This window comes from Flavobacterium sp. (assembly GCF_041911335.1).
Taxonomy (GTDB): domain Bacteria; phylum Bacteroidota; class Bacteroidia; order Flavobacteriales; family Flavobacteriaceae; genus Flavobacterium.
In genome coordinates this window covers 53,998-68,148 of sequence record NZ_JAYRPD010000037.1, presented here as the reverse complement: position 1 = coordinate 68,148, position 14,151 = coordinate 53,998, and the positions used below count along the sequence as shown (strand labels likewise).

Below are 14,151 nucleotides of genomic sequence, written 5' to 3'. Positions count from 1 at the left end.
AATCTCATAAAATTTGGAAAAATGCTATAGTTCTTACAAAGTTAATAATCCCAATTGGCGTAAAGTATTGATTGGTTTTGAATACCAAAACAATTCGAAATCATCAAATTGTTGTTCAAAATCTGATTTCAATTGCGAAAAAGTCATTTTGCTATCTGTGTAAACTGAAATTTTTTCTAAAGTATCCACCAGCCACTTTCCTTCTTCGACGTTTACAGAAAAATCATACGTTTGAGTTTTGTTGTGAAACGTTAATTTCATCATTTCCCAAGAATTTCCTTTTTTCGATTTGGTGAAGATTTCGGTTTGAGGTTTTCCTCCTATCCAAACAATTTTAGCATTTGGTTTTACTGAGAAATTATGTTCTTTTTCTAAACAATTATAAATAAAGTCAGGTGAAATTTTTGTTTTTGGAATTTTGAAATCGAACCAATCTTGCAAGTCATGATCAAAGCAGATTCCGTGCATGTAATTGAATAACGATTTTTTTAATCCGAAGCTGAATTTATCGTGATTGATTCCGGTTTTATCTTTGAAATTGATGTCGTTATTAGCAAACATAATTTCATTTTGCTCCGGAATTACTCCGAATTCTTCTGGAAACATTCCCACAGGTGAATGTGCAGTCATAGCAAATTGATGCCAAAAACCACTTTGCAAAACACCTAATTCAAACAATTGACGCACCATTTCCAAACTATCTACCGTTTCTTGAATGGTTTGCGTTGGATAACCGTACATCAAATAGGCATGCACCATAATTCCAGATTCGGTGAAATTTCGGGTTACTTGCGCTACTTGTTCGACAGTTACTCCTTTTTTGATTAGTTCTAAAAGTCGATCCGAAGCTACTTCTAATCCACCAGAAACCGCAATACAGCCTGATTCTTTTAGCAATAAACACAAATCAGCCGTGAAACTTTTCTCAAAACGGATGTTAGTCCACCAAGTGACCATTAATTTTCGTTTGATAATTTCCAAAGCTACTTCACGCATTAAAGCTGGTGGCGCTGCCTCATCTACAAAATGGAATCCGTTTTCGCCTGTTTGAGCGATTAATTCTTCCATTCGGTCCACCAAAATTTTGGCAGCTATTGGTTCATATAACTTAATATAATCTAGAGAAATATCACAAAAAGTACATTTTCCCCAATAACAACCGTGAGCCATGGTGAGTTTATTCCAACGACCATCGCTCCATAAACTGTGCATTGGATTAGCAACTTCAATTACGGAAATGTATTTATCTAATAGTAAATCAGAATAATCTGGAGTTCCTACTTCACTTTGTTTGTAATCGTGACGAGTGGAATTGTTTTTATAGACGACTTGGTTATTTTCTAAAAGAAAAGTTCGTTTAGCCTCCCCTAACCCCTCCAAAGGAGGGGAATTTAAAACGTGATTAATTAATAATTCGATAGGTAATTCTCCGTCATCCAACGTAATAAAATCGAAGAATTCAAAAACTCTTGTATCTTTTAACTCTCGAAGTTCTGTATTAGGAAAACCACCACCCATTGCCGTTTTTACATTCGGAAAATTGGCTTTTATGAATTGAGCACAACGGAAAGCGCTGTATAAATTCCCCGGAAATGGAACAGAAAAACATACTAATTTAGGTTGAACTTCTTCAATTCTTTTTTTCAGAATTTTGATGGTGATTTCATCAATAAACGTTAATTCATTTTGCAAATGATTGTATAACTGATCAAAAGAATTCGCGCTTCTTCCTAAACGCTCGGCATAGCGACTGAAACCAAAATTTTCATCCACACATTCTACAATATAATCGGATAAATCTTCTAAATATAAAGTGGCTAAATGTTTCGCTTTGTCTTGCATTCCCATGGAACCAAACGCAAATTCCATATCGTCTAATTGGTCAAAACGAGAGGCTTCAGGTAAAAAATTTCCTGAACAAATTTGACGCGCTAATGATGGATTTTTACCTTGAAGAAAAGCGATTACGGAATCAATGGATTTGATATAATCGTCTTTTAAAGCGAAAATTCGTTGCGAATTCGGTCCAAATTCTTCCAACTTGGAACCTGAAACTTGAAACAAACTTTCTAAACCATTTTTGGAAAACATTTCTAAAATCACCTCAATACCTAAGTCCATTTGGTAAGCGGAAATGTTCTTGGTATTCAAAAAACCTTTGATATAAGCCGTTGCTGGATACGGTGTATTCAGTTGGGTAAAAGGTGGTGTGATTAAGAGAATGTCTTTCAAAAGAGAGTTAAATTTCTATTTTCGTCTTTATTATTAAATTATAACCTGTATTAAATTTAAAATTTTCTTGCCTTTCAGTACTTATAGAAGATGTTATTTTCCGAATATTTGAAACTAAAGCATATTTTTTAGAATATTGTTCAGCAGAATGATAAGTATTAAAAAAAGTTAAAGTTGAAATCAACTGGTCAATACATTCTTGAGGAGATTTATGTTTACTTTCAGCAAGCTCAACAAAACAAATATTATCTTCATAAATAAAAAAACCATCACATAAACTCTCTTTATTTCTTGTTTCAGGCTTAAAAATTTTTAAACAATTATCTATTGGATAAAATACTACAATCTTATTTTTATTATTTTGTATTGTTAGCATCCAAGATTTAAATTCATCAAACACCAAATAAGCAGGTACATTATTATTAGTTTCATCATGAATCCCAAATAATTCAACATTTGTTTCACTGGGAATACAACTGGTTTTAAAAAAATCTACTTGCATAAATCTTCTAAATCTAATAACTCATTAAATAATTCATTGGTGTCTTCTAAAGAATTATTAAGATAATTATTATCTAAAATTAAGCCACTTTTACTTATTAATGAAATGATTTGACCTTCATCATTAATTTGATAAACTCCTGTTTGACTTGAATCAATAGTTGAAGTTAAAGGAATTACATTATCAATTTTTTTTAAAATTGATTCATTATCAGTTAGTTTTTTAACATTATAAGCTTTCATTGCCAATGTTGTGTAAGCTATAATATATGGGCTATGAGTAGTTAAAATCAAATGATTTTCAAGCTTGTTATTAACTCTATTCAATGCATTAATTAAAATTTCTCTTTGACTTTCAGGAAACAAATTTTGTTCAATTTCTTCAACAATTGTAAATAAATGCTGAGGCAAAACTTTACCTTTTAAAATTTCAAATAAACCTTCTTTACTATTTTTATTTTTCTTATCTTTAATCAACAATAACTCTTCGAGTTTCTCATATCTTTCTCTCTCTGAAAAACTCAAATTTTCAATACTATTTATTTTTTTATTATTTATAAAAAACTCTAAATAATACATTACATTTATCATTGGAACAACCGATTGAATTCCACTTGATGCTTCAGATAATCTTAAAGCATCAAAATTCTTTCCTTTTATAAACGTCTCTTTTTTATCTCTATCATACTCAAATAAAATTTCATTTATACCTATAGGAATTGGAGATTTTTGGCTTCTACAAGCTCTTATATATTCATCTAATGTCCATTGTAGAGATTTTGGCAAGCCTTTTACATTTTCCAAATCTTCTAAAACGCTTAAAAAATTTCTTTCTGCAGGTATATATGTTATCTTTGGTAATGAATAAGATGCATTTTCATCTAATTTTAAAGTAATTTTTCCAGAATCATATCTAAAGTATAAGAAAAGTCCTTTATACTCTATAAATGAATCCTTTTTGAAATAATTTTGAATTGATTGATACTCACACCATACATCTTTAAAAGCCCCATTCTCAATAACATCTTTAATTGAAATGGCCTCTTTAAATAAAGCCTTTTCTAACCAAGATAAAGTTGAAATTAATTTAACCACAGTACTTTTTCCACTTCCTTGACCTCCAATAAATATCATGACTTTATCAATATTGATAAACCCATCGTTTTCTGTATAACCTTCAACTATTGGTCCGAAATGTTTGATTTTAATTGATGTCATTTTATTTTTTAATTACAAAACAAATGTAGTTCATTTTATTTTTCTTTCAAAGCACCCAACAAATTGGATTTTATCATTTCAATAATATTTTAAAAATGATTTTTTAGTATTTTAGCAAAAAAAATTGCTAAAATGCCAAACGACTGTATTACGTATCAAAATTCGGGATATTTTTCAAAACTAATCGTAGATTATTTAGACCAAAAGGCTGAATTAAAAACGTTGTACAATCGGTTTCCGACAGTAGAAAATTTCGGACTTCAAATAGAGGAAAAAAGTGAAAATTTTCCAATTAAAAACCGTGAAATTTTAGCAAAAGCATTATTAAATCAATACCAAAATTTTGAGGTTTCTGAAACCACTTCAAATAATATTGAACTTTTAAAAAGCTCAAACACTTATACGATTACAACTGGTCACCAATTGAATTTATTCACGGGACCATTGTATTTTTTGTATAAGATTATTTCGGTAATTAATTTAACGAAAGAATTAAAAACAGCTTATCCGGAACATAATTTTGTCCCCGTATATTGGATGGCAACTGAAGATCATGATTTTGATGAAATCAATTTCTTCAATTTCAAAGGCAAGAAAATACAGTGGAAAAAAGATAGTAAAGGACCGGTTGGGAGATTAAACACTTCTGGATTAGAAGAAGTTTTTGAGCAATTTTCAACTGAGCTAGGCTTAGGAAATAATGCCAATTATCTTCGAGAATTATTTAAAAATTCCTATTTAGAACATGATAATCTAACAGATGCAACTCGTTATTTAGCAAATGAATTATTCAAAAATGAAGGCTTAATAATTATTGATGGAGATGATTTGGAACTAAAAAAATTATTTGTTCCTTATGCTAAAAATGAATTATTGGAACAAACATCATTCAAAAAAGTTAACGAAACACTTCCATTATTAAAAGAATATAACGTTCAGGTAAATCCGAGGGAAATTAACTTATTTTACATTCAAGATAATTTACGTGAGCGTATCATTTTAGAAAATGGAAATTATAAAATTAACAATACACAATTATCATTTTCAGAAAGCGAGATCTTAACTGAATTAGAGAATAATCCAAAGAATTTTAGTCCGAATGTAATTTTACGTCCGTTGTATCAAGAAGTGATTTTACCTAACCTATGTTACATTGGTGGTGGTGGCGAATTGGCCTATTGGTTAGAATTGAAATCTAATTTTGAAGCGAATAATATTACATTCCCAATTTTGTTACTTCGTAATTCTGTTTTAATTGCAACAAAAAAACAGCATAAAAAAATGGAAAATTTAGGCTTAAAGTGGACGGATGTTTTCCAAAAACAAAAAGATTTAATCAACAAAAAAACGAAAGAATTTTCCAATTTCACTATTGATTTCAGCGAACAAAAAACATTTCTTAAAAATCAGTTTGAAGCTTTATATACTATTGCAAATCAAACCGACAAATCATTTTTAGGTGCTGTAAAAGCACAAGAAGTAAAACAATTAAAAGGTTTAGAAAATTTAGAAAAAAAACTACTTAAAGCTGAAAAAAGAATTCATACTGAAAAATTAGAGCGAATAAAAGAGCTGCAAAATTCATTATTTCCAAACGGAAGTTTACAAGAACGCACAGCTAACTTTAGTCCTTTTTATGAGTCTTACGGAGATGAATTTATTGCAGTTCTATTGAAGGAATTAAAACTTTTGGAAAACGAATTTACAGTAATTAGCTTGTAAAAACAAAAGTGCAAGAACTCCAAAAATGACTCTTTAGCCCTGATGGGAGCGAACTACCGCGTAGTGCGGACAGCAGGAAAATGGAAACCAAAAAAGCCTGAACAATTTGCTTTAAAAAAAGCTATATTTTATTTCTATTTTAAAGATTTATAACTACTTTTGTACCCAAATTAAAAAGATAAAAATGGCAACAAATAGAACATTTACAATGATTAAACCTGATGCGGTTGAGAACGGACACATCGGTGGAATTTTAAATATGATTACAGAAGGTGGTTTCAGAATTGTAGCAATGAAATTAACACAATTAACTGTAGCTGATGCACAAAAATTTTATGCAGTACACAGCGAAAGACCATTTTTTGGTGAATTAGTTGAATTTATGACAAGAGGTCCAATCGTAGCAGCTATATTAGAAAAAGAAAATGCTGTTGAGGATTTCAGAACTTTAATTGGTGCTACAAATCCAGCAGACGCTGCTGAAGGAACTATCCGTAAAAAATACGCTACTTCAATTGGTGAAAATGCAGTTCACGGATCTGATTCTGATGAAAATGCAGCTATCGAAGGTGCTTTCCACTTTGCAGGAAGAGAGCAATTCTAATTTTTAGAATTTATCATATAAAAAAATCCAGATTTAATAAATCTGGATTTTTTTTATTTATATTTTTCCATTATCTCCTTCACAACCATATCGGTTTGCAAAAAACGAGCTTTTCGTTCTAAATTTTTTGGTGGTGCAACTCTTTCTAAACAATCTGAAATTGAGCAAGACTCACAAGTTACACCAACTTTTCTTCGTTTAATATTTTCATCATGCAAAAAAGCTATTTTACCTAAAGAATGTTGATTAATCATAATACCTAATGCAATACTTCTATAATAACCTTTTCTAAAAGGATCTTTTGTAGCCGAAGAAATTACAAAATATTCATTATCTGTATGATTATAAGAAGATATCTGACTATCTAATACATGATTTTCAGTTGTTTCTGTCAAATTTTGAATTGTTTTTAAAGATATCCATCTACGACAGTAATGCTCATTGCGTTCATTCGCATGTGGTTCTAATAAATTTGTAATGTGCAATTCTTTGGTCAACTGAAAATCAGTACGTTCAGGTTTGTAACTAAATCGCAAAAAGAATAAATTTTTCAGATTAAAATCTTTTGGTAACACATTCGTTAATCGTTGATAAAAGGTTTCAGGAGAATCTGTAAAACCATCCATCAACATTTGAAAATCATTAGTAGAAAAAGTTTTCTTATCAAAAAAAGATTTAAGTGATGCAACTAGTAATTTACGCGGAATTAACAAAGCTCCTGCAAAATATGAAGCTATAAAATTATTTAAAACTTGATCAAAACTATCAAATTTTATCCATGAAAAAGTAAACAATCTATCCGTTATATTCAAAAAGTTGTAAGCAATTTCTTTTGCATAAATAAACATTCGTTGCGAATCATCTGTTTCAGAGGAAACCAAAAGAGTTTTAGAGTTTGGTACAAAAACAGAACGCAAATTATTCAATTCCTTATGTTGGGTTAACTCATCATTATCAATTGTATAACCATATTCTTCAACTAAAATTTCTTCAAAATCTTTTGAATTTAAACGTTTATTCAAATCTAACGAATATGCTTTAGCAAATTTTTCAACCTGTAGCTCAATTTCTTCAAAGTAATTATTATTTGCTTCCTGGTATGAACGTAAAGCCGCTAAAAAGAAACTTTCGCGTGTTAAATTATAGTGCTTAGCAATTTCAAAAAGTGTACTAATAAAGGCGTTAACCTTAACTGGAGCCTCTGCAATAATATCAATTAAATCGCTTTCTTTAATTCCAAAAATATCTAATGGAATCTCTTTTAAAATTCTAGACTGCAAAATCTCTCCAATTGGAGCCAAATTTTTATCTAATTTTAAAGAAACTAATTGATCATATGTTGTTTCTAAAGCTTCAGATAAGAGTACAATCTTATCTCTTTTAGGATATTTTTTTCCTTTTTCAATTTCGTTTAAATACGATTTAGACAAACCTGTCATTTTTGCCAAACCAAACAACGATAGATTTTTTTCGGTTCTGATTTGTTTCAATTTTAAACCAAAAATCAAACGAATATATTCTTCTTCAATCATCATTAAATTATTTAAAAAAAATAGAAAACATTTTTTGCTCTTTGCCTCATTTTACAACAGAAAACAAATATAATACATTTTTGCGAAAAACATTTTTAAAATTTATTTTACATTTTTGCGAACGTTCGCTTGTTTTATATTTTTTAATTTTATAATATTGTACCAATCAAACAAATAAACTTTCTAATTATGGAAACGAATATCTCACAACTTCAAGTAAAACAACAAGAAAAGTATCCTGAAATCCTTTCAGATGATGCTTTATTATTTATAGAAAAGCTACAAGTAAAATTCAATCCAAAAAGATTAGAATTACTAGAGAAGCGAAAAGAACAACAAAAACGTTTTGATTTAGGCGAAAAACCTCATTTCCCAAAAGAAACATTAGAAATAAGAAATAGCAATTGGACTGCTGCACCAATCCCTGAAATTTTGCTAGACAGAAGAGTTGAAATTACAGGACCTGTTGATAGAAAAATGGTTATTAATGCATTAAATTCTGGCGCAAAAGTCTTTATGGCTGATTTTGAAGATAGCTGCTCTCCTACTTGGTCTAACTTATTAGATGGGCAACAAAATTTAAAAGATGCTATAAACAAAACCATTTCATTAGAACAAAATGAAAAAAAATATCAATTAAATAATCAAACAGCCACACTTTTAGTTCGCCCAAGAGGCTTGCATTTAGAAGAAAAAAACATTCAATTAAACGGGGAAAATTTTTCTGGCGCTTTAGTAGATTTTGGCTTATTCTTTTTCCACAACGCAGAAACGCTAATAAAACAAGAATTAGCTCCATTTTTCTATTTACCAAAATTAGAACATTATGAAGAAGCTCGTTGGTGGAACGATGTTTTTTTGTATTCACAAGACTACTTCAAAATTCCCGTTGGAACAATAAAAGCAACCGTTTTAATTGAAACAATTACTGCAAGCTTTCAATTAGATGAAATTATATATGAATTAAAAGATCATATGGCTGGATTAAATTGTGGAAGATGGGATTACATTTTTTCATACATCAAAAAACTAAAATTACAGCCTGGTTTTATGATCCCAGATAGAGACCAAGTTACAATGACTAGCCCTTTTATGAGTGCCTATTCGCAAAGAGTAGTTCAAGTTTGTCACAAAAGAAATGTACTAGCTATTGGAGGAATGGCAGCGCAAATTCCAATAAAAAATGACGAATATGCAAATGAAATAGCTTATGAAAAAGTAAAAACAGATAAAGAAAGAGAAGTTAAAAACGGACACGATGGCACTTGGGTAGCTCATCCAGGATTAGTACCACTAGCAATGAAAGTTTTCAACGAAAATATGCCAACAAAAAACCAAATGCACATTAAAAGAGCTGAATTGCATATAACAGAAGAACAATTGTTAGAACTTCCGAAAGGAACTGTAACTGAAAACGGTGTTCGTAAAAACATCAATGTTGGAATTTTATACATAGAGTCTTGGCTAATGGGTATGGGTGCTGCCGCATTATACAATTTGATGGAAGATGCTGCCACAGCCGAAATTTCAAGAACACAATTATGGCTTTGGTTACATAAAGAAGTTATTCTTGAAAATGGAGAAAAATGCACCGCAGAATTATATCAAAAATACACCTCTGAAGAGTTAATCAAAATCAAAAATTATGTTGGAGAAGAACGATTTAATTCAGGAAAATTTGAATTAGCGACTAAACTATTCACAGATATGATATTAAATTCAGAATTAGACGAATTTTTAACCTTGAAAGCATACGAGTATATAGACTAACAAAAAAACTGCCGAATGCTGCAACATCCGACAGTCTATCCATAAATAATTACAAAATAATAACTATCTAAAAACACCACAAAATTATGAAAACTGAAGAAAGAATTCAACAATTAGTTACAGATTGGACAACAAATCCAAGATGGAAAGGTATCGAAAGACCTTACACAGCGGAAAAAGTAGTAGAACTGCAAGGTTCATATCAAATTGAATATTCTATTGCGCGCCGTGGAGCTGAAATTCTTTGGAACAAATTAAACAATCAAGATTGGGTTGCAGGTTTAGGCGCACTAACAGGAAATCAAGCTATTCAAGAAGTAGAAGCTGGATTAGAAGCTATTTATTTGAGTGGCTGGCAAGTAGCTGCTGATGCAAATGTAGCTGGCGAAATGTATCCTGACCAATCGTTATATCCTGCTAACAGTGTTCCATTAGTTGTTAAGCGTATTAATAATGCATTGTTACGCGCCGACCAAATTCAGTCTGTGAACAAAGTTGAAAATAAAAAAGATTATTTAGTTCCAATTGTAGCCGATGCAGAGGCGGGTTTTGGAGGCAACTTAAATGCTTTTGAACTTATGAAAAGCATGATTGAAGCTGGGGCTGCAGGAGTTCATTTCGAAGACCAACTTTCATCTGCAAAAAAATGTGGACATTTAGGCGGAAAAGTATTAGTTCCAACACAAGAAGCTATCAATAAATTAATTGCAGCACGATTAGCAGCTGATACAATGGGAGTTCCAACATTAATTGTGGCACGAACCGATGCCGATGCTGCCAATTTATTAACCAGCGATATTGATGAAAGAGATAGAAAATTTATTACAGGAGAGAGAACACCTGAAGGTTTTTTTTACGTTGAAGCTGGAATTGAACAAGGAATTGACAGAGGATTGTCATATGCTCCTTATGCAGATTTAGTTTGGTTAGAAACATCAACACCAGATTTAGAAGAGGCAAGAAAATTCGCATCTGCAATTCATGCAAAATATCCAGGAAAATTACTGGCTTATAATTGTTCGCCTTCATTTAACTGGGCTGCAAAATTATCAGTAGCTCAGATGGAAACATTTCGAGAAGATATTGCCAAAATGGGATATAAATTCCAGTTCATAACATTGGCAGGATTCCACGCTTTAAACACTTCAATGTTTGAATTAGCCTTAGCTTATAAAAGAAGAGGAATGGCTGGCTATTCTGAGTTACAAGAAAAAGAATTCGCTTTACAAGCAGAAGGATTTAGAGCTGTAAAACATCAAAACTTTGTAGGAACTAGTTATTTCGATGAAGTCCAAAACACAGTTACTGCAGGATTATCTTCAACTGTAGCTATGAAAGATTCTACAGAAACTGCGCAATTTTAATCTTATTAATTTTTAATTTTGAGTTTGTTGAAGCCCCATTGGATAAAGAATTGGGGCTTCTTTTTACCGTAAAACTAAATTCGTTACCAAATCTTTTCTGAGTTCTTCATTAATCATCTTGATGATTTTTTCTTTTCCATAACTTAATTCTTCACGCAAAACCGCTGACGATAAAGCTACATACAATGTAGAACCTTTGAGCTGAATTTCGGTTGTGTAATTATTTACTCCATTTCCCATTAAATTTTTCCAAGCATCACGAACATTTACTACATCCATACCTGCTTCCAGCTTATTTTGAGAAATAAATTGTTTTAATACATCTCCTATCGAACTCTCTTCGTTAAATCGCTTAGCCATTTTATTTTACTGAAAATTTTGCTGGTCTTTTATAATAATATTCAATTTCTTGTTCGTTTTTAACTACTAATTTATCTTTAGTTAATTCGATAATTTCTTCATTCCATGAAGCATAAGTAGTTTTATATTGTAGTGACGCATCGCCATCTTTTAAAACCACAGTAACGTCTTCTTGAACATCATTTGTTAAGTAAGTTCCATCCAATTGTGGCATAACTTTTTTTCTAAAACCTTTATTTTCCTCGATTTTAAAAAAATCAATCGTTTCATTCACCTTGTATTCTTTCTTATCTCCATCAGGAAGTTCTACTTTTTCTATTTCCCAATATCCATTTAAATTAGAAATATCAGTATCTGTTATTTTCTGCTTACATGAAAACACTGAAAATAAAACAATTAACAAAAGAATTCTTTTCATACTATTATTATAAATTAAACCATAAAATTACAATTAAAAATCATTTGAATTAAACTATTCTGTATTTTTATTGTCTAATGAATGTACAACCATTTTTTACAGCTATGAAAAAGTTTATCCCTCTACTAGCGTCACTACTATTTATAAGTTGTGGTTCTGACGATTCTTCTACTTCCACTCCTGAAGAACAAATGTACTTTCCTCCTATTGGCTCAACAACTTGGGAAACCAAAACTGTAGCATCGCTTGGATGGAATGAATCACAAGTTCAGCCTTTATTAGATTATTTAGAATTAAAACACACAAAAGGGTTTATCGTTTTACATAATGGAAAAATCGTAATGGAAAATTATTTTAATGGTCATACAGCAAATGATACTTGGCAATGGAATAGTGCAGGAAAAACATTAACTGCAAGCACCATAGGAATTGCGCAACAAGAAAATCTATTGAATATAAATACAAGAGTTTCACAATATCTTGGAATAGGATGGACCAGCGAGCCTTTAAATAAAGAAAATTTAATCACATCGCGTCATTTGTTAACCATGACTTCAGGAATTAATGACGAAAGTGACTTAGTAATTATCCCAAATTTAACCTACTTAGCCGATGCTGGAACTCGATGGTCGTATCACAATGTTTTTCAAAAATTAATGGATGTTGTAGCAGCTTCTAGTGGTCAAACATTTGAAAATTACTTTAATGCTAAATTAAAAAATAAAATTGGTATGGATGGCTTTTGGAATAACGGAGTAATCTATAAAATTTATCATAGCAGTGCACGAAGTATGGCGCGATTTGGATTATTAGCCATGAATAAAGGAAAATGGAATAACGAACAAATCATAAATCAAACTTATTTCAACGAAAGTATTTCAACATCACAAAATATTAATCCATCTTACGGGTATTTGTGGTGGTTAAATGGAAAATCGAACTTTATGTTACCCGGAAGTCAAACTTCATTTACCGGTTCGATAGTTCCCAATGCACCTGCTGAAATGTATGCCGCCATGGGAGCTGCAGACCAAAGAATATATGTGGTTCCAAGCAAAAAATTAGTTATTGTAAGAATGGGAGAAGCTTCTAATCCAGCTAATCCAAGTTTTGCAGTATCAGGATTTGATAACGAACTTTGGCAAAAAATAAATGCTGTTATTAATTAACAGCATTTATTTTTTATTATTTCTTTACTTTTCTTTTACCGCTTGTAAATTTAATTAACAAATACATAAAAATTGCAAAAGAAGCCAATCTAAGTGTTATAAAAATATAATCATATCCTTCAAAAGGTATTGCTACTAAAGCCATAATAACAGCCACTAAAAATAACTGAACTGTTCTATATTTTAAAAGTTCTCTCACTGTAGTAAATCTTATTTAAAAAACGAATCTACAAATTCGTATTTATTAAACACTTGTAAATCTTCAATTCCTTCACCAACGCCAATATATTTAACTGGAATTTGAAATTGATCAGAAATTCCAATAACAACTCCACCTTTTGCAGTTCCATCTAGTTTTGTAACAGCTAAGCAAGAAACCTCTGTTGCAGCAGTGAATTGTTTCGCTTGTTCAAAAGCGTTTTGCCCTGTAGAACCATCTAAAACCAAAAGTACATCATTTGGTGTGTTTTCCACCACTTTTTGCATTACTTTTTTTACTTTAGAAAGTTCATTCATTAAACCTACTTTATTATGCAAACGCCCTGCTGTATCAATAATTACTACATCTGCATTTTGAGCCACAGCGCTTTGCAAAGTATCAAAAGCTACAGATGCAGGATCACTTCCCATTTGTTGCTTTACGATAGGCACTCCTACTCTATCTGCCCAAATTTGAAGTTGATCAATGGCTGCTGCTCTAAAAGTATCGGCAGCACCTAATACAACGTTATAACCCGCTTTCTTAAACTGATAAGCTAGTTTACCAATAGTTGTTGTTTTACCTACACCATTAACTCCAACCACCATAATTACATATGGTTTAGTATTCGCAGGAATTTCAAACTGTGTTGCTTCTCCAGAATTCGTTTCAGATAATAAACCTGCAATTTCTTCACGAAGAATACTATTTAATTCATCAGTTCCTAAATATTTATCTCTTGAAACACGCTCTTCAATTCTCTCGATAATTTTTAAAGTGGTATTCACTCCCACATCAGAAGAAACTAAAATCTCTTCCAAATTATCTAAAACTTCAGCATCTACTTTCGATTTTCCGGCAACAGCTTTAGTAAGCTTAGAAAAAAACGAAGTTTTCGATTTTTCTAAACCTTTATCTAAAGTTTGTTTTGCCTCTTCACTGATATTTTGTTCTTTCTTATCGGAAGAGAATATTTTCTTAAAAAAACTCATACAAAAATTAGGGTTTAAGTTTTTACTGACACCTATTTGATTTCAAATCTATTTATCAGACAAATGTAAA

At 31.0% G+C, this 14,151-nt stretch carries 12 protein-coding genes; 5 read left to right on the top strand and 7 right to left on the bottom strand.

The window, feature by feature from the left end:
- Positions 1-33: 33 nt before the first annotated feature.
- From ACE3PD_RS05760 to ACE3PD_RS05750, 3 genes are read right to left on the bottom strand one after another with little or no spacing between them, the layout of a single operon-like run.
- Positions 34-2,232: a radical SAM protein gene (locus tag ACE3PD_RS05760; protein WP_374400448.1), complete on the bottom strand. Its 2,199-nt coding sequence runs from the start codon at positions 2,230-2,232 to the stop codon at positions 34-36.
- 7 nt (positions 2,233-2,239) lie between these two features.
- Positions 2,240-2,734: a hypothetical protein gene (locus ACE3PD_RS05755; RefSeq protein ID WP_374400446.1), complete on the bottom strand. Its 495-nt coding sequence runs from the start codon at positions 2,732-2,734 to the stop codon at positions 2,240-2,242.
- On the bottom strand, positions 2,725-3,951 hold the full coding sequence (locus ACE3PD_RS05750) for an ATP-binding protein (RefSeq protein WP_374400443.1): 1,227 nt from the start codon (positions 3,949-3,951) through the stop codon (positions 2,725-2,727). Before ACE3PD_RS05750 ends, ACE3PD_RS05755 begins: the two co-directional genes overlap by 10 nt.
- A gap of 132 nt (positions 3,952-4,083) precedes the next feature.
- On the opposite strand from ACE3PD_RS05750, the gene bshC reads away from it, so the two are divergent.
- Together bshC and ACE3PD_RS05740 are read left to right on the top strand one after the other, a co-directional pair.
- Complete coding sequence (gene bshC / locus ACE3PD_RS05745; RefSeq protein ID WP_374400441.1) at positions 4,084-5,673, top strand: bacillithiol biosynthesis cysteine-adding enzyme BshC; 1,590 nt, start codon at positions 4,084-4,086, stop codon at positions 5,671-5,673.
- Between the two features lie 184 nt (positions 5,674-5,857).
- Positions 5,858-6,277 carry a nucleoside-diphosphate kinase gene (locus tag ACE3PD_RS05740; protein ID WP_159779243.1) on the top strand — a complete coding sequence of 140 codons (420 nt, stop codon included), beginning with the start codon at positions 5,858-5,860 and terminating at the stop codon, positions 6,275-6,277.
- A 53-nt stretch (positions 6,278-6,330) separates the two neighbouring features.
- Here the strand turns inward: ACE3PD_RS05740 and ACE3PD_RS05735 are convergent, their stop codons facing one another.
- Positions 6,331-7,806, bottom strand: coding sequence for a helix-turn-helix domain-containing protein (locus ACE3PD_RS05735; protein WP_374400547.1), 1,476 nt, complete (start codon positions 7,804-7,806; stop codon positions 6,331-6,333).
- A 192-nt stretch (positions 7,807-7,998) separates the two neighbouring features.
- On the opposite strand from ACE3PD_RS05735, the gene aceB reads away from it, so the two are divergent.
- Entirely contained in the window at positions 7,999-9,579 is a 1,581-nt protein-coding gene (aceB, locus tag ACE3PD_RS05730) for a malate synthase A (RefSeq protein WP_374400439.1), read from the top strand.
- A gap of 86 nt (positions 9,580-9,665) precedes the next feature.
- A complete protein-coding gene (gene aceA / locus ACE3PD_RS05725) occupies positions 9,666-10,943 on the top strand; it encodes an isocitrate lyase (RefSeq protein WP_374400436.1) in 1,278 nt (425 codons plus the stop codon).
- Between the two features lie 63 nt (positions 10,944-11,006).
- On the opposite strand, the gene ACE3PD_RS05720 is transcribed toward aceA, so the two are convergent.
- Both ACE3PD_RS05720 and ACE3PD_RS05715 read right to left on the bottom strand, forming a co-directional pair.
- Positions 11,007-11,303: a DUF721 domain-containing protein gene (locus tag ACE3PD_RS05720; RefSeq protein ID WP_026724607.1), complete on the bottom strand. Its 297-nt coding sequence runs from the start codon at positions 11,301-11,303 to the stop codon at positions 11,007-11,009.
- Position 11,304: 1 nt separating this feature from the next.
- Positions 11,305-11,721 (bottom strand): lipocalin family protein, encoded by a 417-nt coding sequence (locus tag ACE3PD_RS05715; RefSeq protein WP_374400433.1) that lies wholly within the window; start codon positions 11,719-11,721, stop codon positions 11,305-11,307.
- 104 nt (positions 11,722-11,825) lie between these two features.
- Here ACE3PD_RS05715 and ACE3PD_RS05710 point away from each other — a divergent pair, with 104 nt between their 5' ends.
- On the top strand, positions 11,826-12,890 hold the full coding sequence (locus tag ACE3PD_RS05710) for a serine hydrolase domain-containing protein (RefSeq protein WP_374400431.1): 1,065 nt from the start codon (positions 11,826-11,828) through the stop codon (positions 12,888-12,890).
- A gap of 210 nt (positions 12,891-13,100) precedes the next feature.
- On the opposite strand, the gene ftsY is transcribed toward ACE3PD_RS05710, so the two are convergent.
- Complete coding sequence (gene ftsY, locus ACE3PD_RS05705; protein WP_374400428.1) at positions 13,101-14,081, bottom strand: signal recognition particle-docking protein FtsY; 981 nt, start codon at positions 14,079-14,081, stop codon at positions 13,101-13,103.
- Between the last annotated feature and the right edge of the window lie 70 nt (positions 14,082-14,151).

Bases quoted from the DNA above. Each gene is read 5' to 3' on its own strand.
- ACE3PD_RS05755 (WP_374400446.1), bottom strand. From the start codon at position 2,734: ATGCAAGTAGATTTTTTTAAAACCAGTTGTATTCCCAGTGAAACAAAT.
- ACE3PD_RS05750 (WP_374400443.1), bottom strand. From the start codon at position 3,951: ATGACATCAATTAAAATCAAACATTTCGGACCAATAGTTGAAGGTTAT.
- bshC (WP_374400441.1), top strand. From the start codon at position 4,084: ATGCCAAACGACTGTATTACGTATCAAAATTCGGGATATTTTTCAAAA.
- ACE3PD_RS05740 (WP_159779243.1), top strand. From the start codon at position 5,858: ATGGCAACAAATAGAACATTTACAATGATTAAACCTGATGCGGTTGAG.
- aceB (WP_374400439.1), top strand. From the start codon at position 7,999: ATGGAAACGAATATCTCACAACTTCAAGTAAAACAACAAGAAAAGTAT.
- aceA (WP_374400436.1), top strand. From the start codon at position 9,666: ATGAAAACTGAAGAAAGAATTCAACAATTAGTTACAGATTGGACAACA.
- ACE3PD_RS05720 (WP_026724607.1), bottom strand. From the start codon at position 11,303: ATGGCTAAGCGATTTAACGAAGAGAGTTCGATAGGAGATGTATTAAAA.
- ACE3PD_RS05715 (WP_374400433.1), bottom strand. From the start codon at position 11,721: ATGAAAAGAATTCTTTTGTTAATTGTTTTATTTTCAGTGTTTTCATGT.
- ACE3PD_RS05710 (WP_374400431.1), top strand. From the start codon at position 11,826: ATGAAAAAGTTTATCCCTCTACTAGCGTCACTACTATTTATAAGTTGT.
- ftsY (WP_374400428.1), bottom strand. From the start codon at position 14,081: ATGAGTTTTTTTAAGAAAATATTCTCTTCCGATAAGAAAGAACAAAAT.